Genomic DNA, 26,464 nt, shown 5'->3' on the forward strand with positions numbered 1-26,464 from the left:
GGCTTTTTGGAACCCCGTGTTTGCGAACGCGGATATCAACATCATCTCAAAGGGGAGTGGCGTGTGAAACACGTTCCAATCGTTGGCAAGTTCTTCGTCGTTGTCGGCATGTTCGGGCTGGTGGCCCTCGGCCTCTCCCTCTACGAGACCCGGGAGTTGTTCAGGATCGACGCAGCCTACACCGACCTCCTGACAAAGAACGCAGCCGCCGCCCTTCACCTGGCCCAATCCAACCGAAGCCTCCAGACAGCCCGCGCCAATATCGGCGACATGATCATGGCGCGCTCCAAAGACGGCAGGGTGCGTGCTGAAGAAAGCCTCAAGGAGGCGCAGGAAAGCTTCGTCGCCTCCATGGATCTGGCGATCGCCGCGTTACCGGCGCAAGCCGACTTGCCGCCGTTGAAGACGGATGGGTTCGCAATCTTGACGACGACATGCGGTGCGGCAATCGCTGTTGGCCGAACGGCAGACAGCGAGGCCAGCATCGCCATGGTCCAGCAGCTCTTTCTGAGCATGTGCCAACCGGCATTCGCGGCAATATCGCCGAGATTTCAGTGGCGGCAGCCAAGATGATCGAGGATGCCGACCAAAAGCGCAGCGACGTTTCCGCCTTGGCCTCCGATACGTCGAAAAGGGCAATGGGCGGCGCCGTGATCGCTTTGGCAGCGGTGCTGGTTCTGGGCGTGCTTGCCGTTCGCGCCTGGATCGTCAAGCCGATCCGGCGGATCGCCGACACGATGACGACGCTGGCGGGCGGCAATCTCTCGGCAATTGTCGAAGGAACCGATCGTCGCGACGAGCTGGGCATGATGGCGAAATCGGTGCAGATATTCAAAGACAATGGGTTGCGAGCACGCGAGATGGAAAGAGACGTCGAAGCTGGCCGCGAGGCGCGCGAGCGCGAACGTGTGCGTGCGGAAGAGTTAGAGCGGGAGCGGGTAAGCAAGATGACGGAGGCCACCTCCAGCCTTGCTGAAGGTTTGAAGCATCTTGCCAGTGGCGACCTCACGTTCCGACTGGAACAACCGTTTGCCAGCGAATTCGAGCAACTGCGCGCCGACTTCAACGCTGCGCGCGAGCAATTGGCAACCGGCCTCCGGACGGTGGCAGTCGCCACTGCGGCGATCGATGGCGGTACATCGGAAATAAGCCAAAGTGCCCTCGAGCTTTCCAAGCGGACCGAGCAGCAGGCGGTCTCTCTTGAGGAAACCGCCGCCGCCCTTGATCAGGTTACACAAGGAGTTTCGAATTCCTCCAGGCGCACCGAGGAGGCCCGCCGCGCGGCAGCGGACGCGAATACGTCGGCACGCAATTCTGCGGCCGTGATGGCAAAGGCGATCTCGGCTATGCAGGGCATCGAACATTCGTCCAACGAGATCGCGAATATCATCGGTGTCATCGACGAGATAGCGTTTCAGACGAACCTGCTTGCCTTGAATGCTGGCGTCGAGGCATCCCGGGCCGGCGAAGCCGGCAAAGGTTTTGCGGTTGTCGCCCAGGAAGTCCGAGAACTTGCTCAACGATCTGCCCAGGCGGCCAAGGGGATCAAGGAACTGATCCGCAATTCGACGGGCGAAGTGAGTTCCGGGGTAAAGCTGGTGCAGGAAACGGGACGAACGCTCGAAAAGATTGAGGAGGAGGTAGGCCTGATCAGCAGCCAGCTTTCTGCCATTGCGACGTCTGCAAACGAGCAGTCCGCTGCCCTTACGGAGATCAACAGCGCTGTGAACCGGATGGACCATGTCACCCAGCAAAACGCTTCCATGGCCGAGGAATATACTTCGGCAAGCACATCGCTGGCAGGGGAGGTCCGGCGTCTGCAGGATATCGTCACCGAGTTTCGGCTCGACGCCTCTGAGGACCTTTTGCAAGCTTTTGAGCGGTCAGGCGACCTTCCGATGTCGGCAGGTTCGCCCGCGCTACGTCTCGTCGCTGATGTCAAGGGTGCTTTGGAGGGCTCACGCAAGGTTGCCGAGCATTGATACGACGGCCCGCTCCTAAGCGGTCGCGCCCTAGGCATCGGTGCGTTTCTGAATGGTTATGGCCTGGGCGGACAGGTCGTAAGTTGCAAGCGGCCTTCGAACAGGTTGGCGAGCCAGGATTCCACGGACGAGGTGATCAGTTCGCAAAAGGTGTTTGATGCCCAAATGGATACTCTCACCGATTGAAAGGTCTTGCCTGCTGTGGATAGCGCTCGGCAGAAGCATCGCAGAAATCGCGTTGTTGGAAGGAAAGAGCGAGGCAGACATCCGATCCTATCTTGAGCAGGCGGTCACCTCGGTCGGCGCGAGCTCTATAGAGGACGCGCTGAGGAAGATGAACTTCCATCGACCGTTACATTGACCTCACGGCAAATATGGCGGCGTGCTTCGCTTGGGTCGAGTACGTTCCCTTCTCAAGATACGTTCGCGTGAATGCGGTCATAGCCTTTCATGCGATAGATCATTGCCGAAACGACCCAACTCGCGATGAAGATGCCCACGACACCAAAGCCGAGATTTTCAAGGCTGTCGTTAAAGGTGGCGATTGCCTCCCACAAAGTGCCCCGCAAGCCGAGCTTGTCGGAAATCAGGCCGAGCGCTTCTGCGCCTCCGATTAAGATCGCGACAATCACCGAGGCGGCGGTGACCGTCAGATTGTACCAGAGCTTGCGGGCGGGGTTCATAAGGGCCCAGCCGTAGGCGCCCGTCATCAGAGCGCTGTCCGTCGTATCCATCAGCGACATGCCGGCTGTGAAGAGGGCCGGGAACACAAGGATCGTCCAGAACGACAAGCCTTGCGCGGCCTGCGAAGCTGAAACGCCCAGCAAAGCGATTTCCGTGGCGGTGTCGAAGCCGAGGCCTAAGAGAAAGCCGATCGGATACATATGCCAGGAGCGTGTGACCACCTTGAAGGTGCGGCGAAAAACGCGGGCCAGCAAGCCTCGTCCAGCCAGCAGCGCATCAAGGTCCTCATCGACAATTTCCTCGCCACGCCGCGCTCGCGAAAAGGCGTCCCAGATAGGTTTCAGGATAACGAGATTGGCAATTCCGATCACCAGCAGGAACAGTGCTGAGACGGATGTGCCGATTACGCCGCCAATGTCGTGGAAACCCTCAGTCTGGCTCTGCATTGCATAGGCGGTGATGGCAACGGCAAGCGACGCCAGAACGCCGATGCTGGAATGGCCGAGCGAAAAGAAGAATCCAACCGAAAACGGCTGCCGACCCTCGTGCATAAGCTTGCGCACGACATTGTCGATCGCGGCGATATGGTCTGCATCAAACGCGTGACGGACACCGAGCATATAGGCGACAAGGGCCATGCCAAGCAGTGCCGGTCGATCGGAGAACGAAGTCCAAGCCCAGATCCAAGCCAGGACGTTGGCTGCGACCAGCAAGGCATAAACGATGGCAATTTTTGTTTTGGCGTAAAGCGGTTCGTCATCGAAAGGGCTACGCATTCGGACGTCCCTTGCCATCTTGAACAGACACCCGCCGGACCATGCTGAGCGCTCGGAACGCCGCACAGGCGGCGCCGTAGCCATTGTCGATGTTTACGACGGTCAGTCCGGGCGCGCATGAGGCGAGTGCCGCGTGCAGGGCGGTTTCTCCTCCGTTCGACACGCCGTACCCGGTCGATGTCGGAAGACAGATGATCACGCCGGGAACGAGCCCGCCGAGCACGCTGGGAAGAGCGCCGTCCATGCCTGCAACCGCGACGATAACGGGAAAAGTCCGCAATTCCTCGACCCGCTCCAGTAACCGCCATAGGCCTGCGACGCCGATGTCGATGAACTGTCTGGTCGGGGCGCCGAGATAAGCCAGCGTTCGCAAGACCTCGGCGGCCTGGGGCATGTCCGAACTTCCGGCCGACACGACGGCGATATCGGGTGCTTGCTGTTCGGCAGGCGGGGTCCAATTCAGGAATGCTGTCCGCGAGATGGGGTCGTAGTCCAATCGTTCAAGATAGGCCGGCGCGAGGCGACCAAAGACCTCCGCCTCGAGGCGCGTCAACAGACAGCGTGTGCCGCGCTCTAAAACGCGGTCCATGATCGTGGCAAGCTGCGCATCGGATTTCCGGGCGCAGAGTACTGCCTCATCGAATCCCACGCGCTCTGTGCGCTGGAAATCCAGCCGGACTTCTTCGTTCATGAATTTCGCTCCCGCAAAAAGGCGCTGCCTCGGGCGTATGCCTGGAAATCGATCGGCCGTCGACTACCGAACGCCTCTGAAATCTGCCCCACGAGGCGCGCGCGACTATCGCCAGAGAGTTTCGACAGCGTCGGTTCATCGAGTTCGACAACCACCCCGGTTTGCCGCACCCTGCAGCGCACCGTTCCCGGCGAGAGCTCGCGCCGCAGCAGCATCTCGACCCGATCGATGGCTTGCAAGATCTCGGGTTCGATCCTGAGAGCCGTCTCAACGCGGCTCGACAGGCAGGGCGCTGAAGGCAGTTCGGCGAGGTCAGCAAGATCATAGGCGGACGCCATGGCACGGACATCTGCCTTGGACATGCCGGCCTCGACAAAGGGATGACGTACACCATTGGCTTAGGCCGCCTTGAGGCCAGGGCGCCAATCGCCAAGATCGTCCGTGTTCGTGCCGGAAAAGAGCTGCGCTGCCGAAAGCGAAGACAGGGTGCCGTAGAGATTGGACTTGCAGAAGAAGCAGCGGTTCGAGGGATTGGCGAGATAACGTTCGTCGGCAAATTCCCCCGCATCGATGATCCGTAGGTCCCAGCCATGACGGGCTGCATAGTCTTTGACCCGTTCGGTGGCGCTCAGGGGAACGGCGGCCGAGGCGGCGTGGAACATGATCACGTCAGCTCCCATCCGACGATGCGCCACAAACGCGAGCGTCATACTGTCGACGCCGCCGGAGACAGCCACGGCCGCGTGCCGGGCGCTGTCGAACACGGCATTGAGACGGGCGAGAGAGGTTTCCTTCGCGATCATGACTTTTGCTCCAGCGCCTCAGCTTCGGCCCGGCGGCGCAATTCGGCGCGGGCTTTGTGGCTCCGATCAACGCCTTGGGCGTCGTCCATTTCCGCCTTGGCCGTCATCCCACCGGGCCGGTCGGCGAGCTTCACCCTTATCCCGTCCTCGGTTGTCACCGACTGTCGCGGCAGGACCGTGCGCGCTTCGATCCGGCTGCGCAGGCCAAGCGTCGTGGTCTGCCGCAGGCAGAGCGCTCCGATTGCGTCGATCGCATCCACGCGCGCGAGAACCTGAACCGAGGCCATCATGCGGCCCTTCTTGCCGAAGGTCGGCGTCTGGGTCACGTCGATCACACCTTCGGCCGCGCGAACAAGGTCGAGGGCGACGGCCAGTTCCTCGCCGGTCTGGTCGTCGATGTCGAACTGGATGACGCCGACCCGATCCTGTGCTGCACCCTCCTCGGTGAACGCCAGGATGCGAAGCACGTTGCTCATGCCGGGCAGGCGTCTTGTGCCGAAGCCGATACCGGTGCGTTCGAGCAGTCGAGGCGACGACCCGAGGCTTGTCGCGGGCGAGAGATGGGACAGGATCGCCGCTCCCGTCGGCGTGATGCGCTCACCGTGGCGACCGTCATCATGAAAGGCAAACCCGCGCAACAAAAGAGTCGTGGCGGGAGCGGGAACGGGCAGTCGCCCGTGATCGGTCTCGACCCAGCCTCGCCCGATCGGCAACGAACCCACCGACCAGCTTTTGGCCCCAACAGCGTCGATCAACGTAGCTGCCGCCACGATATCGGCAATCGAATCCCAGTTGCCGACTTCATGGAAAGCTACGTCACCGACGTTTCTGCCGTGTACTGCGGCTTCGGCCACGGCGAGTTCGTGGAAGATGGCTATGGCCGCGCGCTTGACGCCCTCCGGCAAACGGCTGCCGTCGAGCATGGCGCGAAGGTCGCGCCAATGGGTGTGGTGATGGTGGTGGCTGTGGCTGTGGTCGCCATTATGGACATGCTCCTCATGAGGATGAGCATGTCCATGTTCGTCATGGTGATGATGATGCGCATGGCCATGTCCTTGAGAATGGCGATGAGGATCAGGACCGGAAGCTTCCTGTTCGGAGCCGGTCTTCGTGACGTCAAAGCGGCTGCCGGTCAGCACGCCATCATTGTGTGCCCGAAAGACCGCCTGCACGTCTTCGTCCAGACCTGCCAGACGAAGATTTCTCTCTACCGTTCCAACCAGCTCGGGCCATGCGTCCAACATCGCGGCGACGAACATGTCGCCGGCGATGCCACCCAGAACATCAAGATGGATATGCATGAGGCCCACCTCCTTCATCGTTCCGAATGCTGCCAACCGGACAGGTCGACGTGCAGGGTCTCGCCAGGTTCTGCCGATCCGACGCTGGTCTCGATCGCCGCCTTCAGCACTGCGACCGGTATAGGCAGACGATCTTTCATCTGCTCCGCAAACGCCACGAGGTCGTCATGTTCGGCCTTGGCCCGCATGAACACGCCCTCGCTCAGGATGCGTTTGAGGCGCAGCGGAAAGCTTTGTTCACCGCCGTTCCACGTTAGCCGAAGTTGCGTCCGATAACGCCTGATGTCGAAATGCTTGTACTGGGATTCGAGAGCCCGATAGCCCCAGATTCCGAGGTCACCGACCAGCAGGCCGGCGAAGTCCGGCTCGTCTTCGGCGTTTATGTCAACCAGCAGGACATAGGACGGGCGGCCCTTCTTGCCCAGACTCGGAAGGAGCTGGACATTCTTGGCGCCCATCTCGCCCATCTTCTCGATGACGTGCCCGAGCAACTCGCCCGGCGCGTCATCGATCTGGGCCATCAGGAGGATGACGCCGCCCGCCATCAGAACGCCATGGATTCGACGGCGACCAGGGCGGCTGCCTCTGCCTTGGTCTTGGTGCCGGGAATGCCGGCGGAAATCAGGCCTGCCGACTGGGCTTCGCCCGTCGCATCCGACGCACTCATCTTGCCCATGGCGGCGGCGACGACGGCCGGGATGGTGACGTTGATAATTACATTGCCGGCGAGCAGCAGTTCGCTGGCGATCGGCGCAAGTGCGGTGAGGAACGGCGCGCGTTCCTTGCCGATGCCCTGCGCGACTTCGGGGATCACGGCGTTGATGATGCCTTCCATATGGATCGTCTCGTCGCCGACGGTGACTTCGGCGTCGAGCGCCGGATCGAAGGCAAGCCAGCGCGCCGCCATCTTGCTCGATCGCCGCGCACCCTTGCTGATCCTGGTGAAATGAACCTTGATATTGGTACCCTTCACCTTGCTCAGGAATTCCGACCCGCGTGTCTCCACCAGTAGCTGGCGCTCCTCGTCCATCGCGCGGACGATCTCGCCGACGCTCCTGCCCGCCATGAGATCGTCATAGCTGCGCGCCGCACGGGCATGCAGCGCCTTGGTGACCATGGGGGTGGAGGACATGATCATTGCATCGGTGACCGGCCCGTTGCAGATCTGCGTCGCCTTGCGGGCAACGATGTTCATCGCCACCATCGCAGTTTCCGGATCGAAGCTGAAGCCAAGGCGACGGGCACGTAGCGCGCGCGCCACGCTCTGTTCCGTCGAACCATCCTGCAACAGACACATCAGCGCAATGACCGCATCGCCGCAGATATGGCCGAGCGGCGGATTGACGGGACCCGCGCCCGCGCCGCAGATCCCTTCTTCGAAGACCGAGACGATTTCATCAAGCGCCATGATGCCGATCACGGTCGGCCCGCCGATATCCTTGAGGATCAGGCCGAGATCGCCGATCAGCCGTGCGGTCTCGACTTCCTTGCCGGTGATGCGGACATGTATTTTCTCGGGCAGGCCGGCGGTGCGAACGGCGGATCGCCCCGCGACGAAAGCACTGGTGACCTTGCCGTAGGGGCCATATTCCTCGGCCACGTCGGCATCCGAATGGATGATTTCCAGGATCGCCGCCGCGCCAAAAAGGGCTGAGAGGAACTTCTGGCTGGGCATGCCGGCGCCGGACATAGCGTCCATCATCGCCTTGGTCCCGATGGCAGCCCCTCGTTCGGCCATGCCGGGAAAAATCAAATCCTCGCCCAGCGCGCCGTGGCCGACCATCACGCCGCCGCCCACGCCTTCCGGAATGTCACGGCCCTGGACCGGCGAGAGCTCCCCCTTCATCATGGCTTCGTAGACGGCCGCAACGGCGGCGAAACCCGAGATCTTGTTGTTCATCTTCGCCGTCGGCACGGCGGCAAGGCCGGAGCGGCTGACGCCAGCGATCATGCGCGCCGAAGAGCCGAGCTTGCGGTTACCGGCAGGAATGCCGACCTGGGCGTTGGCGCCGCAGAGATAGAGCAGCGTTGCCGCGATCAGCGCCGCATTGGCGCCGTCGGCGCCGGCTGCCGTGGCGACAGCAATGCTCTTGGTCAGAAGGTCATCGATCGGCTGGCGCACGGCATCGGCGAACTTGACTTCCGGGCTTATGCCACGACGCAGTTCGGCCGCGATGACGTTGCAGACTGCAACGACCGGGATGTTGAGCATGCCATGGCCGCCGGTCAGGGCCTCGACGCGATCGCTGGTCAACCAGCCGGGATTGGCATTGGCCGCCATGACCGAAGCCAGAATCACCTTCTCGCGTTCGGCCGAAAATCTCGACATTGGTCCTCTCCCTTTATTTCCGGCGGGCAGCGATCATGATCCGCAACAGCCGAGCGTCGAAATCAGCCAGTGGCTTTTCTCGCAACGAGCGCGCACCGTCCGTCGATCTGCCGTATGCGCGGCGCGCAGGTAACGTCAGGGAATATCACAGGGTCATTATTGCGATAAGTGGCACTATCTCATGTCTCCATGAGCAACATTCATAATGGCGCGCTGCCCTGTTAATATTTCTGAAGCCCCCGCAGACAATGCGGGCCCATTCGGCTTCGCGTATTTGGGCCGCCGCTCAAGGTCGTCTCTCCAACTCGCGGTCTCTCTGTCCAAGGGTTGTCCGGCAACAAGCATGATTGGTGCTCATGGGTTCGTGAAATCATACCATTTCAGTTGATGAAGTTTTCTCCATACTCCTTTCCGAGATGTGGTCGCGGCCTGACCAAAGATGAAGGCTGCGGCTCTTACATCGCGTTGCATCAGCCCAAATTCACGGAGAACTTTCGAATGCTCGACTGGGAAAAATACCGGCAGGAACTGTCCTCACGCGTAACCGAACTTGGCCGGCTTTCGCCGGCGACACTTGAGGGCGTTCGTACCCTCGGTGGCGCAGGTCAGAAGAGCGGTCGGTTGGACGCCAAAACCCGGGAACTGATCGCCCTTGCCGTTGCGGTGACCACGCGTTGTGACGGCTGCATCGCCAGCCATACGTCCGAAGCAGCGAAAGTCGGCGCCACGCGGGAGTAAATTGCCGAGGCACTTGGGGTCGCGATTGCGCTCAACGCCGGTGCAGCTTTGGTTTATTCGTCGCGCGTGCTGGATGCCTTCGATACCGTCGCCGGCTGAGCACGATACGAAGGAAGTGCGGAGAAGGAATGGGCCTTCTCCGCCAGTCAACCAAATGGGAGGTCAATGCCCATTCAGAGCAGCGGCAATTGCGCTGCGCATCTCCTCAAGGCTCGGCGCCCCAGTGATTTTCTTGCCGTTGACGAAGAAGGGAGGCGTTCCCTCTACCTCGAATTCGTCAGTCGCCTGGTCGGTGAGCTTGTTCAGACGCTCAAGGATGGCCTGGTCCGCCACTGCCCTGTTGAACACGTCTTTGTCGATCCCAACGGAGCGTCCGATTTCACGCAGTGTCTGTTCGATGCACGGCTCTGAACTCGGGTTAACGTTTCTTCCCTGAACGGTTTGGGTGTGATTCAAGAGTGTCGGTGATTTGGAGGCCGACATGTTTGAAGACGATCGCCCGCGGCTGCGGGTTTTGCTGGACCATTTTAGTCTCGTTGAGGATGAGCGGGAGCAATGGCGGGTCGCCCATCCGTTACCCGAGGTGCTTCTTCTGGTCGTTTGCGGGACGATCGGCGCATGCGACGATTTTGACGAGATCGTCGAATGGGGGGAGGATAACCTGGCGTTTTTACGTCGGTTTCTTCCCTATCACCATGGCATACCGGGTTCGCGCTGGCTGCGCATTCTGCTCAACCGGATCGATCCGGACCTGTTTTCGAACTGCTTCATATCCTGGGCGGCGACGCTTCGACCCGATGCTCCGGCGCTGGTGGCGATTGACGGAAAGACCTCGCGCGGCAGTCATGACCGGGCCAACGGCCGGGCGGCGCTGCATCTCGTCTCGGCTTTCGCCACCCGTGAACGGCTGGTTCTTGGACAAGAGGCAGTGGCAACGACAAGCTGTGAGCAGGACACCATCCCCTTGCTGCTGGAACGGTTGGCCGAAAAGGATCGCCTGAAAGGCGCGCTCGTGACCATCGACGCCATTGCCTGCAATGCCAAAACCGCCCAGGCGGTGCTCGATGCAGGCGCTGATTACCTCCTGGCGGCCAAGGCCAATCAGCCCGGCCTGATGGGTGAGATCGAGCGCTTCTTTGCCGACGCTCCGGCAAACCTCACCTCAACCGTGACCGAAGTCGACAAGGGCCATGGCCGGGTCGAAGAGCGGCGGGTCACCGTCTCCACTCAAATCGACTGGCTCTCCGGCGACAGGCGCTTTCCCGGCGAATACCGCTTCCCGTCCATCGCCACCATCGTCAAGGTGCAAGCACAAGTCTATGAAAAGTCCAGGCAAAGCAGCCAGGTCCGCTTCTATATCTCCTCGCGGTCGATGACCGCGCTCCAGTTCGCCGAGGCCATACGTGGCCATTGGGCCATCGAGAACTCCCTCCATTGGGTACTCGACGTCACCTTCAACGAGGATGCCGCCCGATCTCGAACCGGGCATGGACCAGCCAACATGGCCGTCGTCCGACACTTCGCCATCAACATGGTTCGAAGCCATAACGACAAGCGCAGTATCAAACTCAGACGAAACAAAGCAGGCAGAAACCCACAATACATGGCCGAAATCATCCGAGCATGACTGTTAACCCGGATTCAGCGCCGTGCTGTTCGATGTTGCTCGATTGCACGATCTCGTCATGCCTTGCATAATAGGCATCCAGGATTTGCTGGGACTTCGGTGCGGGCTGCCGTTCGGCAAGCATCAAGATGACCATGTCCACATTGTTGCGCACAATTAGTCGGAAGACAATCCTGACCTTACCGGTGCGGACGAATTCCTCTTCGATCTGCAGTGCGACATGCGTTCGGTATTCGACGCGATGGGGGCAGGTCGGCGACGAGTATTCGATCACGGTGACGGGTGCTGAGGCGGAGCCAATCGGCGGTCCGCACGCCCTACGGGTGCATCATGTCCCCCGCGTTAGATGCGGTTGGAAGGTTGCCAATCCAAACACTGAGAATTCCCGCGGCGAGGCGCGAGAATAGAAACTTGGCCAAGATATGAATGTCTCCGGATGATTGCCGGTAAGTTCAGGGCGTCAGTGCTTGGATTTAGACCGCCTCAAACAGATGTCCGTGCAGTCCCGAGTCGGTTCGTCACTGACACTGCTGTGTCATCAAATGCTATACGGCCAGTGCCCAAACTTCAACGGTAGCTATTGCCTAGTGACCCAAGATCTGACTGAGGAATGCGCGCGTGCGTTCCGATTGCGGCGCGCCGAAAAATGCCTTGGGTTCGTTCTGTTCTACGATTTGACCCCGATCCATGAAGATCACCCTGTTGGCCACCGCTTGGGCAAAACCCATTTCATGGGTGACGCAGAGCATGGTCATGCCTTCTTCGGCAAGCGCGATCATCGTATCGAGCACTTCCTTGATCATCTCTGGATCAAGCGCGGAGGTCGGCTCATCGAACAACATCAGCCGCGGCTTCATGCAGAGAGCTCGCGCGATCGCCACGCGCTGCTGCTGCCCGCCGGAGAGCTGACCCGGATATTTATGCGCCTGATCCGGTATTTTCACTTTCTCAAGAAAGTGCATGGCGAGTTCCCTGGCTTCCTTTTGCGGCATCTTGCGGACCCAGATCGGTGCGAGGGTGCAGTTCTGAAGGATCGTCAAATGCGGAAAGAGATTGAAATGCTGGAACACCATTCCGACTTCGCGGCGGACTTCCTCGATCTTCTTCAGGTCGTTGGTCAGTTCGATACCGTCGACGACGATCTTGCCGGCCTGATGTTCCTCAAGCCGATTGATGCAGCGGATCATGGTTGATTTTCCGGAGCCGGACGGTCCGCAAATGACGATCCGCTCGCCCCGCTGCACGGTGAGATTGATGTCGCGCAGGACGTGGAACTCGCCATACCACTTGTTCATGGCGCTAATCTCGACGGCGATATCTGCAAGACTTGGCCGGTCGTCCTGTAACGACGCCGTTTTCATCATGATGTTGGTCATTATGATATCCTCCTACCGGTGGTCGGTCTTCAGCCGACGCTCCAAATATTGCGAGTAGCGCGACATGCTGAAGCAGAAGACGAAAAACACGGCGCCGATGAAGATGAAGAGCTCCCAGTATATGCCCTGCCAGTTGGTGTTGGCACGAATGGCGGCGGCAAGGGCGATCGGGTCAAGCAATCCGATGAACATGACGAGCGTCGTGTCCTTGAACAGCCCGATGAAGGAATTGACGATGCCGGGGATTGAGATCTTGAGGGCCTGCGGCAGGATGACGAGCTGCTGGGACTTCCAGTAGTCAAGGCCGAGCGCTTCCGCCGCCTCATACTGTCCTTTCGGTAGAGCGGCCAGACCGCCACGAATGACCTCGGCCATATAGGCGCTGGCAAAGAGCGTCACCATGATCACAACGCGCAGGATGAGGTCAAAGTTCGTGCCGGGCGGCAGGAAGTAGTTGAGCAGCAGCGAAGCCGTGAAAAGGAGCGTGATCAGCGGCACGCCGCGGATGAATTCAATGAACACGACGCTCAGCATATGGATGAGGGCAGGTTGGAACGGCGGCCAAGTGCAAGCAGGATCCCGAGCGGCAGCGACATAGCTATCCCTGTTACGCCAATGATGATCGATAGCAGGAAGCCGCCGACATCGCGCGAGGCGATGCTATCGAGAGCGATTGGAGCCATGCCGTCTGCGAGGGACGAGATCGGCTGGGCCGCATAAACCCACCAGACGCTCGCGCCGATGACAGCAATGCCGACGCTCGGCCCTTTTCCGGCCCGTGCTGCCAACATGAACAGTCCAGCGCCGACAGCGAAGCCGAAATAGACCGAGATCGGAAACCAGAGGCTGCCACCCCAGATCAGGAAATAGGCTATGCCGGGGTAGACGATGCTGAACCAGAGAGCCCGTCGCGGCAAAGCGCGGAGCAGAACTGGCGCCAAAGCGGCGAAGAGCAGCGCGAATGCCAGCACCGGCCGCCAGTAGAGATGCGCAGGGTAGAAACCGAAGAGAAGCTGCGGCCAGCGGTCGCGGATCACGCCCCAACACGCGCCCGGCGCATCGCCCAGGACTTGCCGACACTCGACAAGTGAGTTGGCCCGCCAGACTGAATTGCCGAGCCATGGTGCGACGGCCACGATGAGCCATGCGACCGTAAGTACGGACCCGACTGTTAGAAGCGTGCTGAGCCAGCTGTTGAAAAGATTTTTTCTCGTCCATTCGAGCGTCCCCCCTCGCCCCGAAGGCCTTGGCGATGCGGCGACCATGTCCTGGCGCACAAAGGAGAGGTTTTGCATGTTCATCTCAACGCTCCTTCAGGCTGACGCGATTGTTGTAGATGTTCATGGCAGCCGAGATGCTGAGGCTGATCGCGACATAAGTCAGCATCAGCATCAGCATGCCTTCGAGCTCGCGCCCGGTCTGGTTGATCGTGATGCCCCCGAGCGTCGAACGGAGATCCATGTAGCCGACGGCTAGGCCCAGCGACGTATTTTTCGTGATGTTGAGATATTGCGAGATCAGCGGCGGCACGATGACCCGCAGGGCCTGCGGCAAGATTACCAGACGCATCGTGCGTCCTGAGGAGAGCCCAAGCGCATGCGCCGCTTCAGACTGGCCCTTCGAAATGGCAAGAATGCCGGAACGAACGATTTCCGCAATGAAGGCGCCGGTATAGAGGCTCAGCCCTATCCAGAGCGCGATGAAGGCATTGCGCAACTGCAGACCGCCGGTGAAGTTCAAGCCCTTCAAGGCCGGACAGTCTAAGTGGAAGCCGAGTACGTAAAGGAGGATTATCATCGGCAACGCAAAGACGCCCAGGCTCTTCCACCACGTGGCCGGGCGCTGACCGGTTTTGCCTTGGACCTGCGCGGCGTGCTTTTACCAATCCCCGATGCCCGATGAGTGAAAGCGCCACAATAGTCAGAATCGCTACGTAATTGAGATCAAATGCTCCAAGCACATCAGGAGCCGGCCCCAGGCTTTGCGAGAAGGCGGGCGTGGGTAGGTAGATGCCGCGGTTCGTAACCGCGATGCTGTCCCAGAGCATTATCGCTGCTGTGGGATGCTCGCCGCGAAATGCGTTCGGTGTCGGCATCGCCTGCGACATCACCGCAGCTACGACGATGATCCAGAGCAGAGCCGGAATGTTGCGGAAGCTCTCGACATAAACCGTCATCAAGCGGGCGACGATCCAGTTGTCTGAAAGCCTCAGCACCCCTGCCAAAACGCCAAGAATTGATGCGGTCAAGCACGCCATTGCGGCGACAATCAGCGTGTTGAGCAGGCCGACGACGGCGGCACGGGCGTGTGTGCTTGTGCTGGAGTAGTCGATGGCATGCGGAGAAATGTCGTAACCGGCCGTGCTCCATAGAAAACCGAAGGAGAAGTCTTTTCCAAGTGCGGCGAGATTGCGAATCGTGTTGTCGACCAGCCACGCTGCCGCAAGCAGGAGCAGGATGAACGCCAGGATCTGGATCGTCCGTGCTCGATAACGGGTGTCGTTAAACAGCATGCCCAGGTGAAACGGCTGGCGCGGAGCACCGGTTTTCATTGTCATGCGAGATATCTCCCTGAAGGTCTGCGCGGCCTTCGGTGCGGGCAGACGAGGCGAAAGCGAAAGGCGCGGGGGCAAGCCCGCACCTTGAAGGCTCTCAGCGGAACGGCAGCGGGTACATAAGACCGCCCTGGTTCCACAAGGCGTTTTGTCCGCGGGCCAATCCGATCGGCGTTTTCTCGCCGATGTTCTTGGCGAAGATTTCCCCGTAATTGCCCTCGGCGGCAATCACACGTTTGGCCCAGGCGGCATCGAGGCCGAGCTGTTCGCCGAGATTGCCTTCCTTGCCCAACAGGCGGTTTATTTCGGGGTTGTCGGTGCCGGCGGAAAGCTTCTCGACATTCTCTGCGGTGACGTCGAGCTCTTCGGCAGCAATCAGCGCCTGCAACGTCCATCGCGCCACATCAGCCCATTGGTCGTCGCCCTGACGCACAAGCGGACCCAATGGCTCTTTCGAGATGACATCCGGAAGAATGACGTGGTCCTGCGGAGTCTTGAAGCTGGAGCGCGTAGAGGCGAGGTCCGATCCGTCGCTGGTATAAACGTCGCAGGCGCCAGCCAAGTACTTCTGGGCGATGTCGGCATTGTTCTCGACCGGTACCGGCTCGTAGGTCATGCTGTTCTTGCGAAAATATTCCGCAAGGTTCAGCTCGGTGGTGGTGCCTGTCTGGATGCAGATCGTCGCGCCGTTCAGGTCCTTGGCGCTCTTTGCGCCGAGCGCCTTTGGCACCATGAAGGCTTGCCCGTCATAGAAATTCACGCCGGCAAAGGTGAACTTGAGGTCGACGTCGCGCGAAAACGTCCAGGTCGTAGTGCGCGACAGGATGTCGATTTCGCCCGATGCGAGCGCCGTAAAGCGCGTCTGGCCGGTCGTCGGCACGAAGTTCACCGCATTGGGGTCCTTCAGGACCGCGGCGGCGATCGCCCGACAATAGGCGACGTCCATGCCTTGCCAAACGCCGGACGCATCCGGCGCGGAGAAACCAGCCTGACCACCGGTCACGCCGCAGTTGAGCTTGCCACGCGCCTGGACGTCGGCCATCGTGCCGGCCGACGCTATGCCCGCCGTCAGCGTCGCCGCGGCCACTGTGGCCAACAACAAAGTCTTCTTCATTGACATTCTCCCGGTTTGTGATCCGAAAGCAGCGGCTTCCTGCCGGTTCTCCGCTTTGGGATCGGTTGAGTTCCCGATTGTTCGTCGTTCCGCAGAGCCTGGTGACACGTATTGTTATTGGTCGATTTCGAGCATCGCCTCTATCTCGACGGGTGCATTCATCGGCAAAGCGGCGACGCCGACGGCGGAGCGCGCGTGCTTGCCTTTGTCGCCGCAGACAGCGAGGAGGACATCAGACGCCCCGTTTGCAACGAGATGTTGCTCGGTGAAGTCCTCAGCCGAAGCCACGAAGACCGTGATCTTGATGATCCGTGCAATCCGATCGAGGCTGCCGAGATGTGCCTGCGCCTGGGCGAGGATGTTCAAGGCGCATTGTCTGGCAGCCAGCGCTGCGGCCGTGACGTCAAGCTCGCGGCCGACGAGACCTGTGGCAATCAACTTGCCGTTCGACAGTGGCAGCTGACCCGACGTGAGAATGAGATTGCCGCTTGCGACGATGGGGAGATAGTTCGCTACCGACTTCGCCGCTTCAGGCAGTTCTAGCCCGAGTTCGGCCATGCGTTTTTCAATCGTTTGAGACATCGGCGCGCCTCACAGTTTAGAGATGGCGGCGTTGATGCGGGTGATCGCATCATCGACAGTCGAGCGAGGACAGCCGAGATTGACGCGCATATAGCCGCGGCCCTCAATCCCAAACTTCTGGCCCTTGTCGAGCCAGACGCGCGCCTTGGTCAGCATGAATTTTTCGAGTGTTGCGGCATCCATGCCGAGCCCACGGCAATCCATCCAGGCGAGATAGAGCGAGTCTGCCGGAAGCACGCGGACCTTGTCGGTCGCATTATTGATCCGATCCGCGAAATAGAGGTGATTGCCGCGCACATAGGCGAGCATCTCCTCCAGCCAGGGTTCGCCATGGGCATAGGCCGCTTCGCAAGCGACCATGCCCAGTACGTTGACCAGCGGGAACATGTTGCGGTCGTATTGGCGCAGCAGTTCACCACGCAGCCGCGGATTCGGCACGAAGATATTTGCGCATTGCAGACCCGGCAGATTGAAGGTCTTGCTCGGCGCGGTGCACGTGATGCTCATTTGCGCGAATTTTTCGCCCAGCGATGCGAAGGCGATGTGTTTCTTCGCCGGGTTGAGGATCAGGTCCTGGTGAATTTCGTCGGAAATCACCAGAATGTCGTGCCGGGCGCAGATCTCTCCCATGGTCCGCAGTTCTTCTTCCGACCAGACATTTCCGGTCGGATTGTGCGGATTGCTGAGGATGAAGATCTTCGTGTTGGGCCGTATGGCCGCCTCGAAAATGGCGGCATCGAACCGGTAGCCGTCCTCGGTGCGAACGAGCGGGGCGAAGGCCAGATGACGGCCATTCATCAGCATGTCGTTGTGGAAATGGGCATAGACGGGCGGCTGGATGAGAATGGAGTCGCCAGGCGCGGAAAACGCCTGTGCGGCGACCTTCAGGATGGTAATGATGCCGGCCGAGGCAACAACCCATTCCGGCGCCACGTCAAAACCGAAGCGCTTTGCCTGCCATCCGGTCACGGCCTCAAGGTAATTTTTGGTCATGCCGCCGGGATAGCCGAAGACGCCGTGCTGGACAGCCTCGGCAAGCGCATCGATGACCGGTCGCGGGGCTTTGAAATCGGTATCGGCAACCCACATGGGAAGAGGATCGGCGGCCGCTTCGTCTGCGGACAGCAGGCGCTCGGCGAAAGCCCATTTCATCGAGTTGCTGTTCTTGCGATCGATGACCTCGTCAAAAATAGATGACGGCATGGCGTGATCCCCACGCGGATGCGGCGCAGTTGCAAGCTTCGTCAATACATTTCCTTTCGTCCGTCGCGGCTGCCTCGGCAGGATCATGGTTGACGAAAAGGTTAATCGCAGTTCATTATGAATGGAAATGGTATGAATTCATGTGGTGATGAGCGGAGGTCATAATGATAGATCGGCAGCATCTTGCGATCCTGAGGGAAGTCAACCGTCACGGCAGCGTCACCGCGGCGGCCGAGAAGATGAACGTCACACAGTCGGCGCTCAGCCACACGATCGCGAAGTTCGAGGATCGGCATGGCATCAAGATCTGGATGAAAACCGGTCGGGGTTTGCGCCTAACGCAAACGGGCGAATACCTGCTCACCGTGGCCGAGCGGGTTCTGCCGCAACTGGAGCACGCGGAACGGGTCCTCATAGACTTCTCATTGGGGCGAAGAGGAATGCTCCGAGTTGGCATGGAATGCCATCCCTGCCAGCGCTGGCTCTCGAGAATGGCGACACCCTATCTGGCTCAGTGGCTCGACGTGGATTTCGACGTGCGCACCGCCTTTCGCTTCGACGGGGTCGAGGCGCTGCTCGGTTATGAAATCGACCTCTTGATAACGCCGGACCCGGTAGAGGCGCCGGAGCTGCTGTTCACGCCCGTGTTCGATTACGAGCTGGTCCTTATGGTGCACGAGTCCCATCCTCTTGCCGGCAGGACATGCGTGCAACCGCACGATCTGATGGACGAAGAGCTAATCACTGTTCCCGTCACCCTAGAGCGATTGGACATTTACACCAAGTTTCTCGTTCCCGCCCATTATCGGCCCCGTCAGCACCGCACGGCCGAAACCGTAGACCTGATGTTGCAACTCGTCTGCGCGGGCAGGGGGGTCACCGTCCTTCCGGACTGGTTGCTGCACGAGGATGGGGCAGGAATGCCGATACGGGCGCTCAGCCTCGGAGAAGCCGGCATCCGGAAGAGCATCAATCTGGGCGTCAGGCGCGGCGAGGAGACCATCTCCTATATCGATGGCTTCCTGACGCTTGCCCGAGAGATGGGCCGCACACCCCTCGCGTGATTGCGGGATGCGTGGTGAGGCAGTTTCGTTCGCCGCGCAAGTTGCGTGTCCTGCCGCATTAGCCGTCCGAGACAAAACCGATTGCCATGCCAAGGCGTCCTGGGTGACGGTTGCGCGCGCCACGCCGGAAGCCAAGCGCTCGTAGAAACGCGCTGCGGCCTCAAGACATGAAGCGCGAGTACAATCTGATCGAGCGACGCGCGGAAACCGACACTAGAGTCCTTCCTCATCTGTTGCGGGGTAAGCTGGCGGCGCGCGATACCAACGGAACGAGCATAAAAGCTACGGCCGGCAGCACAAGCCAGTTGACCGTGCTCCAGCCTGAGCTGTGCAGCAGCGAACCGGCGAAAAAGGAGGCGCAGGCAACTGTCCCGAACACCATAAATGCATTAGCGCCCTGCGCCTTGCCGCGTTCGGATGGCGAATGACACTCGGCAACCATCGCCGTGGCGCCAATGAAGCCGCAATTCCAGCCCAGCCCCAAGAGGATAAGCGATCCCCAGAAGTGCGCGATATCGACACCGCTGAGCGCAATAAGCGCCGACCCGCCGATCAGGAGAAGTCCCACCGCCGCCACGCGCTCCTTGCCGAAGCGTGCCATGAGGCGGCCGGTAATGAAGCTTGGCCCGAACATGGCGAGAACGTGCCACTGAATACCAAGCGCTGCGGAATCGACGGAATGGCCGTGTCCGACCATGGCCATAGGTGCCGCCGTCATGACGAAGGTCATCAGGCCGTAGGAGACGACGCCGGTCGCAACGGCCAGCAGATAGCCTGGCGAGGTCAGTATCTGTGCAAGCGGGCGGGCGCTGATGGCGGTGGCATGCACGGCGGCGGAACCCGCCGGGCGGCGCAGTGGCAAAAGGATCGGCACCGCGAGCAGGGCGAGCATCGCCTGGCTGAGGAAACTGCCGGCAAAGGCATGTCCCGGCAGAGCGTTACGCGTCCATATGACGAGTTGCGGCCCGATGATGGCAGCAATCAGCCCGCCGACCATCACGCGCGATATTGCGCGGTCACGCCCGGCGCCAGTCAGGCCGTCGGTCGCCGCAAAGCGGTAGCTCTGGACATAGGCCGAGTAAAAACCGGCGATCAGCGTGCCCATGCAGAAGACAATGAAGCTTGATTGGACGATGCCCATCGTGGCAACGATCCCCGCGATCGTACCGAGCGCTGCACCTATTATATATCCGGCGCGCCGTCCGAACCGGCGCATAACGGCCGCAGCCGGCAGCGTTCCCAGAGCAAGCCCCAGGTTGAGCATGCTGACCGGCAAAGTTGCTGCGGCCGGATCAGATGCCAGATGCTGGCCGACGAGCCCGCCGAGCGAAATGACGATGGGAGAATTGGCGCCCCCGAGCGACTGTGCCGCCGTCAGAACCCAGACGTTTCTTGACGCAATTTTTTCCTGTTTCGCGACATCGTCCTTGTCGCGGAACGTCGCCTCGGCGATCCCCATTTGGCCGAGGAGGGCATCGGCAGCACATCGGCGTGCTGAAGAGGGGCGTCCTTGATCCAGATTTCGGCGCCCTCTGGGCCTGTCGCCACCTCAAATGATCTGCCTGCCGGCAACCGTCCCCAGCATTGCGGCTCCAGCGTCTCGCCCTGCAATATCAGGCTGCCGGACAGCACCAGAAATTCGAGGCCACGGCGATTTTCGATGGCAATGGCTGAGCCGGACTGCCAGGTCTCGATCGAAACGCGTTCCGCGATATCCTCGAAGAGAACACGCGCCGCACGGGCGCCGGCGCGCAATGGGGCCGCTTGGCCTTCGCCTGGCTGCCGGACAATCTGCATGCTGTCGCCCTGACGAAACTGCCAAAGGCGCACGAAAATCATGCAGCCCTCCTCCGGCGCCGGTACGTGCGAGGTGCCGGGCGGGTTGCGGAAATAGCTTCCGGCCGGATAGTCGCCATGCTCATCTTGGAACGTCCCCTGAAGCACAAGAATTTCTTCGCCGCCGCTATGGACATGGCGGGGAAAGGCGCTTGCCGGCGCGTAGCGCACGATCGAGGTCGCACGCGCGACTTCACCGCCGACGCGGTAGAGCATCCGTCGGTCGACGCCGGCGGCGGGGCTCGGCACCCAGTCGAGCTTGGCCGCATGGGCGATGACCGGCTTTGTCAGGTCTTCATTGATCCGCATTGGTCTGGTCTCCCATCGTCAGAACGATCCGGAATTTCGCCTCACCGGAACGCATTCTTCGGACCGCTTCGGCGGCCTGCTCCAGCGGCATGGTTTCGATCATCGGCCGCACGCCGGCCAGGACGCTGAAGTCCAATGTCTTCTCGTTCTCGAACGGCGACCCCGTAATTGAGCCGATCACGCCTCGCTCAGCGCCCACCAGATATCCAGTCGATACCGGCAGGGGATCCTTGCCGACGCCGAGCACGACCAGGCGGCCTTCCGGTGTAAGTGCAGGCATCAAAACCAAGACGGCGTCCGGATTGCCGATCGTGGTCAGGATCGCTTTGGCGCCGCCCATCTTATTCAAAGCCTCGGCGGCATTTTCCTTGTTCGTGTCAATGTAACGATGGGCGCCGAGCTTCACAGCATCTTCGGCAATATTGTCGCCCCGACCCACCGCGACCACGCGGAAGCCCATCTTGCGGGCATATTGCAGCGCCATGTGCCCGAGCCCGCCTATTCCGAGAATAGCAACCGTATCGCCTGCCTCAGCGCCCGATTTCTTCAAGGCATTGAATGTGGCGATGCCGGCGCAAAGGATCGGTGCTGCCTCTTCCGATGAAAGCTTGTCCGGAATGGAAACGAGTCCGGTCGCGCGCGCAATCATCATTTCCGCGTAACCGCCATCGCAGGAAGAACCGAGAACGGGCTGGTTGCGGCATAGATTGAAACGGCCACGGCATTCATTGCATTCGTTGCAATGCCCGCCGAGCCGGCCAACGCCGACGCGCTGGCCGAGCTTCCAAGCCGAGGGCGTGTTTGATCCAAGCGCGATGATCCGGCCGACCACTTCGTGGCCGGGAACGCGCGGCGGCTGTAGTCTCCGGTCCGCCTTGTCGATGTCGCTTAAATCCGCGCCGCAGATGCCGCAGGCTTCAACCGCAATCAGCACTTCTTCGTCGCCCGGCGTCGGTCGGTCCACAAGCTCAAGGCCGCCGGACGTGGATATCTGCATCGCCCGATAGGTTGTTTTCATGACCTGCTCCTTTCCTCGCATTTCAAGATAGGGGATGAACGATCTCCGTCTCGCCTGGTGATCAGGGGCGTGGCCACACGCTCACCGGCTTCGATGGCCCCAGCCAGATAACCGGGATCGTTGAGTGCTGTTCGCTGCCTGCCAAACTGATCCAGCTCTGCCAGGTCTGATCGACCCCCCAACTCGCGTGCAAATTCCTGAACCGACGGATGCATGTCGGGCCAGCCAGGAAGGGCGGAGATCGAAACCGTCGTGCGAGACATCGGTTTGCGGGTCAGCCGTGAGAATGCGGCCGCCCAGCCGTTCCCGTGCCTCGACCAGGGTAAAGTCGAGCCCGTTGCGATGAAGGTGATAGGCTGCCGTAAGTCCGGCAAGGCCGCCGCCGACGATGACAATGGCCTTAGTCGATATTGTTGTCGTTGAAGCCATTAGCGGGTTATCTGGATGTTATGCTCGCTGCAGTTCAGGCGATGGCGTAAATCCGAATGTCCGGCGCTGCCGCCAGCAGCGGCTTCAATCGGTGACGTCGTCGTCGTTGAAGAGTTCGCTTTCGAGATAGGCCCTGCGTCCTCAACGCTGTTGAACCCATGGAGAACCTGCACGTCATCGTCGCGGATCAGAAGCTCCTTGGAGGTCGCTCCGATGTCTGTGAGGAACGTTTCCTTGTATTTCTGATAGATGCCGATGGCAGCGCGACGGTTCGCGGCGGCGATCTGAAGGGTGATTTGGAGATAAGCCACGGTCATACTTTCGGGTTTCGCTTGGCCGCACGCGGCGAGGGATGTTCCTCGCCAAAAATGCATATGCGCCGTTTGATGCGCCCGCATGGCCGGCTTGACAAATGAGAGTTTCTTGGGCGCGGCAAAGAAAATCTTGGCGCGCTGCGCTGCGGCCGAGTTAGGGCCGTGCCGTGCCGGCTTCTTCAAGCAGCCAGTTGCGAAAGGCCTGCAGTTTCGGCAGCGACGCATACTGCGACCGGTAGACGATGTAGTAGGCAAGCGTCGATGGCACGGTCACATCGGGGAAGAGCCGCTTGAGCCTTCCCGCAGTCAGATCGTCATGGGCGAGGATGCTGCGGGCCAGCGCTACGCCCCGACCCTCGATCGCAGCCTGCAGGACGGCAGCGGAATTATTGATACTCATGCCCCTTTGCGGCTGGGAATCTGATACGCCGCCGGCGCGCAGCCAGCGGTCCCAGGTGACAAAACCGAGTGCCGGGTCCACGGAGAGATCGTGTATGAGCGTCTGGCGCGTCAGATCGGCTGGGACGTTTAGACTTCCAATTTCTGAAAACCTGGGCGAACAGACAGGAAAGACTTCCTCGTCCATCAGCTTTTCGGCGATCAGGTCCGGCCAGCTTCCATCTCCGTAGCGCACGCCAATGTCTATTCCATGTGCCTTGTAATCGACCAGCTTCAGGCTCGTCTCGAGCCGAATGTCGGTCTCCGGACATCTGGCCTGGAAGCGGTCGATGCGGGGCAATAGCCATTTGGCGGCGAAAGCAGGACTGACGGTTACGTTGAGGATTCCGCTCGTTGCGGACGCGCGAAGACGCTCCAGCCCAATGACTAGCTGATCGAGCCCTGCCCTGATATCGGGAAGGGCATGTTCGGCCCGTTCGGTCGGGGTAAGCCTCGCCTTTCCGGTGGTGGTACGATGAAAGAGCGGCATTCCCAGCCAATCCTCCAACCCCCGCACCATCTGTCCTACCGCAGCTGAGGTGACTTTGAGTTCCTCGGCAGCCCCGGAGAAGCTGCCGTGACGTGCACTGGCTTCAAAGGCACGCAGCGCGTTCAGATAGACCGGTGACTTTCTGTTCAAAGTGACTTTCTCCTACGCGAAGAAGGGAGAATTGAGCGGCAAAGCCACGAAGCGACATCTCCATTATGGGCCACACCCCGTCAAGTCCTGTGAGGCAAAGAACGACGTTGTTTGAGTTCCGACGCGCCGCCGATCACGACTCATCGCCGGAACCAGCTTAGGGTTTGCGCGAGACCCAATCAGACTGTCGTGTGCTCTCTCGTTCCACCACTTCAAATCCCACGTCGATGATCTGGCAGGAACGGTCGTTACTGACTGCCGATGCCGCAACAACGCATATTTTCGAGGCGTAGTCACATGCATATGCCTGTCCCGCCAAATCAGCCTTATACCAAACCCCAACTGTCGCAGGGTCAACGCGATTCTCGGCCGCATCCGCGACAAATGGACCATCCTGAAGATCACGATGCTTGCCGACCGGCCGCGGCGCTTCAATGAGTTGAAACGCGTGATAGGCGAGATTTCCCAACAAATGCTCACCCGCAACCTGAAGTCTCTGGAAGCGGACGGGATGGTGACCCGCAAGGTCTATGCGACCGTGCCGCCTCAGGTCGAGTATGGCGTGACAGATCTCGGCAGGTCTCTTGCCGCACCGATCATGCAACTGGCGACCTGGGTGCTGGATCATCTGGGCGAAATTGAAGCCTGTCGCGCGCTGGTTCGTGCATGAGCTCTAAGAAGACTAGGCTACCGATTCAACGATGTTCTGCAGTTTTCCGGCGTCCTGCCGGGGTGGTGCGCCGAACAGCCGTTTGTATTCGCGACTGAACTGCGAAACGCTCTCGTAGCCGACAGCGTAGGCGACGCTTGCTGCTTCTGAGCGCTCCGCGATCAGGCGCCGACGCGCCTCGTGCAGGCGGATTTGCTTCTGGTACTGGAGCGGGCTCAAGCCGCTAATCGCCTTGAAGCGGCGATGGAACACCGACACGCTCATGCCGGCCACAGTGGCCATGGCTGCGATGCTGAGATGCTCCGTGTAATGCTCGCGAATCCATGCCATTGCCCGCCGGACATGGGACAGGCGGCTACCGTTGCCGGCAATCTGCCGGAGCAACGCCCCTTGAGGTCCCATGAGCAAGCGAAACATGAGTTCGTGCTCCCTGTGACGCGCCATGATCGGGATTTCATCCTGGCGGTCGAGAAGTTCAACGAGGCGCCGCCAGGCGTCGATCAATGCCGGCCCTGCGGGGCTGAAGCCGAATCCTTTATTCATTGGGGGTTCCGGCATGCTGCCCATCTCCAGGAGCAGTGCGGATATTACCTCCGGATCGATGTAGAGGTTGAGAGCGACATAGGGCTCCTCGGGTGACGCTTCGCTGATCTGTCCCATGGCGGCGAGTTCGGCCGCCACGACCATGCAGTGGCCGGCGCCATACTCAAGCACCTGGTCGCCGATGAAGACCTGCTTGGATCCTTGCAGCACGAAGCAGACAACCGGGTTGTAGACCGCCAGCCCGGCTCCGACGGTCGATCGAAGGTGCTGACGCTGACCCGCGGCATCTTCGGTTGGGGCTTGCCTGCATGGCGCAAGACAATGGCTTTGAGCTGGGCAAGATCGGTCATGGGGCCCTCTGCCCTCGTTAGCCTGCAAACGTCAAGCGATCAGCAGGATCAGGCAATGAAACGGTAGGATCGGACATCGTCAATCGAAGTGTCAAACTCAAAATGGGCGCATCGGATAAGAAAGGACATTCACGATGCAGCAACGCAAGCTTGGCCGACACGGCCTTACGGTCGGCGCCATTGGTTACGGTGCCACGGGCACCGCCATCGGTTACGGCCCCAGCGACGATCAGGAATCGATCACGGCCATCCGCCGCGCCCATGAGCTCGGCGTCACCCACTTCGACACCGCACGCATGTACGGCTGGGGTGAAGGTGAGAAGCTGCTCGGCATTGCGCTGCGGCCAATTCGTGATCAGGTGACGATCGCAACGAAATTCGGCTTGACGGAAAGCTACTCCCCTGACTCCCGGCCGGAGACCATCCGTGACGTTGTGGACTCCAGACTCAAGAATCTGAACATCGACACCATCGATCTGCTTTACCAGCACATTCCCGACCCCAACGTCCCGATCGAAGACGTGGTCGGCGTGATGCAGGAGTTTGTCCACGCGGGTAAGGTGAAATGCCTCGGTCCTCTCCAACTCGGATGAGGACACCATCCGTCGCGCCAGTGCCGTTGCCCCTATCTCGATTCAGCAATACCAGTATTCCATCCTCGCCAGGGACGTGGAGCCGCTGCTGCCGGTCCTTGAAGAATTAGGCATCGGACTGGTTGCCTATTCCCCGTTGGCGCGTGGTTTCCTGACTGGCCACGTAGCATCTCGCGATCAATACGCCGCCGACGATTTCCGGCAGAACCTCGGGTGGTGGGCGCCGGCGAATTTCGCCAAGAACGTCGAGATTGCAAAAGAGCTCACCTCGCTCGCCGCGGCGAAAGGCGTCAGCCTCTCCCAGCTTGCGTTGGCTTGGCTGCTCACGCGAAAGGACTACATCGTGCCGATCCCAGGTGCTCGCAATCAGCAACGTGTGTCGGAGAACATTTCCGCCGCGGAACTGGTACTGACGGACGCGGACCTCAAGCGTATCGACGAGATCGCTCCAAATGGGGGCATCGGCGGACGAATTTGGGGTGAGTAATGTCAGCAGGTGA

At 60.3% G+C, this 26,464-nt stretch carries 26 protein-coding genes and 4 pseudogenes; 8 read left to right on the plus strand and 22 right to left on the minus strand.

Annotated features, from left to right (window positions below; all coding sequences use genetic code 11):
- Positions 1-63: 63 nt before the first annotated feature.
- Entirely contained in the window at positions 64-573 is a 510-nt protein-coding gene (locus tag RTCIAT899_RS34155; protein WP_240535384.1) for a hypothetical protein, read from the plus strand.
- Positions 555-1,982 (plus strand): methyl-accepting chemotaxis protein, encoded by a 1,428-nt coding sequence (locus RTCIAT899_RS20205; protein WP_240535385.1) that lies wholly within the window; start codon positions 555-557, stop codon positions 1,980-1,982. The genes RTCIAT899_RS34155 and RTCIAT899_RS20205 overlap by 19 nt, the downstream gene beginning before the upstream one ends.
- Positions 1,983-2,395: 413 nt before the next feature.
- On the opposite strand, the gene RTCIAT899_RS20215 is transcribed toward RTCIAT899_RS20205, so the two are convergent.
- From RTCIAT899_RS20215 to RTCIAT899_RS20240, 7 genes are read right to left on the minus strand one after another with little or no spacing between them, the layout of a single operon-like run.
- A complete protein-coding gene (locus tag RTCIAT899_RS20215) occupies positions 2,396-3,442 on the minus strand; it encodes a HoxN/HupN/NixA family nickel/cobalt transporter (RefSeq protein ID WP_004112717.1) in 1,047 nt (348 codons plus the stop codon).
- Positions 3,435-4,133: a nickel pincer cofactor biosynthesis protein LarB gene (gene larB / locus RTCIAT899_RS20220; RefSeq protein ID WP_004112720.1), complete on the minus strand. Its 699-nt coding sequence runs from the start codon at positions 4,131-4,133 to the stop codon at positions 3,435-3,437. The genes RTCIAT899_RS20215 and larB overlap by 8 nt, the downstream gene beginning before the upstream one ends.
- Positions 4,130-4,495 (minus strand): adenine nucleotide alpha-hydrolase family protein, encoded by a 366-nt coding sequence (locus RTCIAT899_RS34495; protein WP_004112722.1) that lies wholly within the window; start codon positions 4,493-4,495, stop codon positions 4,130-4,132. Before RTCIAT899_RS34495 ends, larB begins: the two co-directional genes overlap by 4 nt.
- Before the next feature lie 36 nt (positions 4,496-4,531).
- Positions 4,532-4,936 carry an adenine nucleotide alpha-hydrolase family protein gene (locus tag RTCIAT899_RS34500; protein WP_004112724.1) on the minus strand — a complete coding sequence of 135 codons (405 nt, stop codon included), beginning with the start codon at positions 4,934-4,936 and terminating at the stop codon, positions 4,532-4,534.
- Positions 4,933-6,237, minus strand: a complete 1,305-nt coding sequence (gene larC / locus RTCIAT899_RS20230) for a nickel pincer cofactor biosynthesis protein LarC (RefSeq protein WP_004112726.1) — start codon at positions 6,235-6,237, stop codon at positions 4,933-4,935. Before larC ends, RTCIAT899_RS34500 begins: the two co-directional genes overlap by 4 nt.
- Positions 6,238-6,251: 14 nt before the next feature.
- A complete protein-coding gene (larC2, locus tag RTCIAT899_RS20235) occupies positions 6,252-6,782 on the minus strand; it encodes a nickel pincer cofactor biosynthesis protein LarC2 (RefSeq protein WP_004112728.1) in 531 nt (176 codons plus the stop codon).
- Entirely contained in the window at positions 6,782-8,566 is a 1,785-nt protein-coding gene (locus tag RTCIAT899_RS20240; RefSeq protein WP_004112731.1) for a hypothetical protein, read from the minus strand. Before RTCIAT899_RS20240 ends, larC2 begins: the two co-directional genes overlap by 1 nt.
- Before the next feature lie 498 nt (positions 8,567-9,064).
- Here RTCIAT899_RS20240 and RTCIAT899_RS20245 point away from each other — a divergent pair.
- Positions 9,065-9,403: pseudogene (locus RTCIAT899_RS20245) on the plus strand (carboxymuconolactone decarboxylase family protein).
- 63 nt (positions 9,404-9,466) lie between these two features.
- Here the strand turns inward: RTCIAT899_RS20245 and RTCIAT899_RS20250 are convergent.
- Positions 9,467-9,787 (minus strand): DsbA family protein, encoded by a 321-nt coding sequence (locus RTCIAT899_RS20250; RefSeq protein ID WP_028755235.1) that lies wholly within the window; start codon positions 9,785-9,787, stop codon positions 9,467-9,469.
- Between RTCIAT899_RS20250 and RTCIAT899_RS20255 the strand changes: the two genes are divergently transcribed.
- The gene (locus RTCIAT899_RS20255) at positions 9,786-10,931 is read left to right on the plus strand and encodes an ISAs1 family transposase (RefSeq protein ID WP_004112765.1); all 1,146 of its coding nucleotides are present in this window, start codon (positions 9,786-9,788) and stop codon (positions 10,929-10,931) included. The two genes, RTCIAT899_RS20250 and RTCIAT899_RS20255, sit on opposite strands and share 2 nt — an antisense overlap.
- Here RTCIAT899_RS20255 and RTCIAT899_RS20260 read toward each other — a convergent pair.
- From RTCIAT899_RS20260 to RTCIAT899_RS20290, 7 genes and pseudogenes are all read right to left on the minus strand, one after another.
- Positions 10,918-11,232, minus strand: a complete 315-nt coding sequence (locus RTCIAT899_RS20260) for a thioredoxin domain-containing protein (protein ID WP_081598422.1) — start codon at positions 11,230-11,232, stop codon at positions 10,918-10,920. The two genes, RTCIAT899_RS20255 and RTCIAT899_RS20260, sit on opposite strands and share 14 nt — an antisense overlap.
- A 283-nt stretch (positions 11,233-11,515) precedes the next feature.
- Complete coding sequence (locus RTCIAT899_RS20265; RefSeq protein WP_085999218.1) at positions 11,516-12,295, minus strand: amino acid ABC transporter ATP-binding protein; 780 nt, start codon at positions 12,293-12,295, stop codon at positions 11,516-11,518.
- 24 nt (positions 12,296-12,319) lie between these two features.
- A pseudogene (locus RTCIAT899_RS20270) lies at positions 12,320-13,608 on the minus strand (amino acid ABC transporter permease).
- Position 13,609: 1 nt separating this feature from the next.
- Positions 13,610-14,864, minus strand: a pseudogene (locus RTCIAT899_RS32850) (amino acid ABC transporter permease).
- Between the two features lie 94 nt (positions 14,865-14,958).
- A complete protein-coding gene (locus RTCIAT899_RS20280) occupies positions 14,959-15,975 on the minus strand; it encodes an amino acid ABC transporter substrate-binding protein (RefSeq protein ID WP_004112780.1) in 1,017 nt (338 codons plus the stop codon).
- A gap of 114 nt (positions 15,976-16,089) precedes the next feature.
- On the minus strand, positions 16,090-16,557 hold the full coding sequence (locus RTCIAT899_RS20285; protein WP_004112782.1) for a RidA family protein: 468 nt from the start codon (positions 16,555-16,557) through the stop codon (positions 16,090-16,092).
- A gap of 9 nt (positions 16,558-16,566) precedes the next feature.
- A complete protein-coding gene (locus RTCIAT899_RS20290; protein ID WP_244441505.1) occupies positions 16,567-17,760 on the minus strand; it encodes a MalY/PatB family protein in 1,194 nt (397 codons plus the stop codon).
- 164 nt (positions 17,761-17,924) lie between these two features.
- On the opposite strand from RTCIAT899_RS20290, the gene RTCIAT899_RS20295 reads away from it, so the two are divergent.
- Positions 17,925-18,824: a LysR family transcriptional regulator gene (locus RTCIAT899_RS20295; RefSeq protein WP_004112786.1), complete on the plus strand. Its 900-nt coding sequence runs from the start codon at positions 17,925-17,927 to the stop codon at positions 18,822-18,824.
- A gap of 226 nt (positions 18,825-19,050) precedes the next feature.
- Here the strand turns inward: RTCIAT899_RS20295 and RTCIAT899_RS20300 are convergent, their stop codons facing one another.
- The 6 genes and pseudogenes from RTCIAT899_RS20300 to gcvA all read right to left on the minus strand — a co-directional run bounded on the left by RTCIAT899_RS20300 (position 19,051) and on the right by gcvA (position 23,808).
- Positions 19,051-20,283: an MFS transporter gene (locus tag RTCIAT899_RS20300; RefSeq protein ID WP_015341989.1), complete on the minus strand. Its 1,233-nt coding sequence runs from the start codon at positions 20,281-20,283 to the stop codon at positions 19,051-19,053.
- Positions 20,199-20,969, minus strand: a complete 771-nt coding sequence (locus RTCIAT899_RS20305; RefSeq protein WP_004112789.1) for a cupin domain-containing protein — start codon at positions 20,967-20,969, stop codon at positions 20,199-20,201. The genes RTCIAT899_RS20300 and RTCIAT899_RS20305 overlap by 85 nt, the downstream gene beginning before the upstream one ends.
- Entirely contained in the window at positions 20,956-21,987 is a 1,032-nt protein-coding gene (locus RTCIAT899_RS20310) for an alcohol dehydrogenase (RefSeq protein WP_004112791.1), read from the minus strand. Before RTCIAT899_RS20310 ends, RTCIAT899_RS20305 begins: the two co-directional genes overlap by 14 nt.
- Positions 21,988-22,068: 81 nt before the next feature.
- Positions 22,069-22,416, minus strand: coding sequence for an FAD-dependent oxidoreductase (locus RTCIAT899_RS32240; RefSeq protein ID WP_081598424.1), 348 nt, complete (start codon positions 22,414-22,416; stop codon positions 22,069-22,071).
- Between the two features lie 34 nt (positions 22,417-22,450).
- Positions 22,451-22,733, minus strand: a pseudogene (locus RTCIAT899_RS20320) (hypothetical protein).
- A 151-nt stretch (positions 22,734-22,884) separates the two neighbouring features.
- Positions 22,885-23,808 (minus strand): transcriptional regulator GcvA, encoded by a 924-nt coding sequence (gene gcvA, locus RTCIAT899_RS20325; protein WP_004112795.1) that lies wholly within the window; start codon positions 23,806-23,808, stop codon positions 22,885-22,887.
- 406 nt (positions 23,809-24,214) lie between these two features.
- Here gcvA and RTCIAT899_RS20330 point away from each other — a divergent pair, with 406 nt between their 5' ends.
- Positions 24,215-24,478, plus strand: coding sequence for a winged helix-turn-helix transcriptional regulator (locus tag RTCIAT899_RS20330; RefSeq protein WP_004112797.1), 264 nt, complete (start codon positions 24,215-24,217; stop codon positions 24,476-24,478).
- A 12-nt stretch (positions 24,479-24,490) separates the two neighbouring features.
- Here the strand turns inward: RTCIAT899_RS20330 and RTCIAT899_RS20335 are convergent, their stop codons facing one another.
- Positions 24,491-25,231: an AraC family transcriptional regulator gene (locus RTCIAT899_RS20335; RefSeq protein ID WP_240535389.1), complete on the minus strand. Its 741-nt coding sequence runs from the start codon at positions 25,229-25,231 to the stop codon at positions 24,491-24,493.
- Between the two features lie 274 nt (positions 25,232-25,505).
- On the opposite strand from RTCIAT899_RS20335, the gene RTCIAT899_RS34505 reads away from it, so the two are divergent.
- Together RTCIAT899_RS34505 and RTCIAT899_RS34510 are read left to right on the plus strand one after the other, a co-directional pair.
- Positions 25,506-25,964 carry an aldo/keto reductase gene (locus RTCIAT899_RS34505; RefSeq protein ID WP_004112801.1) on the plus strand — a complete coding sequence of 153 codons (459 nt, stop codon included), beginning with the start codon at positions 25,506-25,508 and terminating at the stop codon, positions 25,962-25,964.
- 40 nt (positions 25,965-26,004) lie between these two features.
- Positions 26,005-26,451 (plus strand): aldo/keto reductase, encoded by a 447-nt coding sequence (locus RTCIAT899_RS34510; protein WP_276307812.1) that lies wholly within the window; start codon positions 26,005-26,007, stop codon positions 26,449-26,451.
- Positions 26,452-26,464 lie beyond the last annotated feature (13 nt).

The sequence above is a fragment of the Rhizobium tropici CIAT 899 genome (genome assembly GCF_000330885.1).
GTDB classification, from domain to species: Bacteria; Pseudomonadota; Alphaproteobacteria; order Rhizobiales; family Rhizobiaceae; genus Rhizobium; species Rhizobium tropici.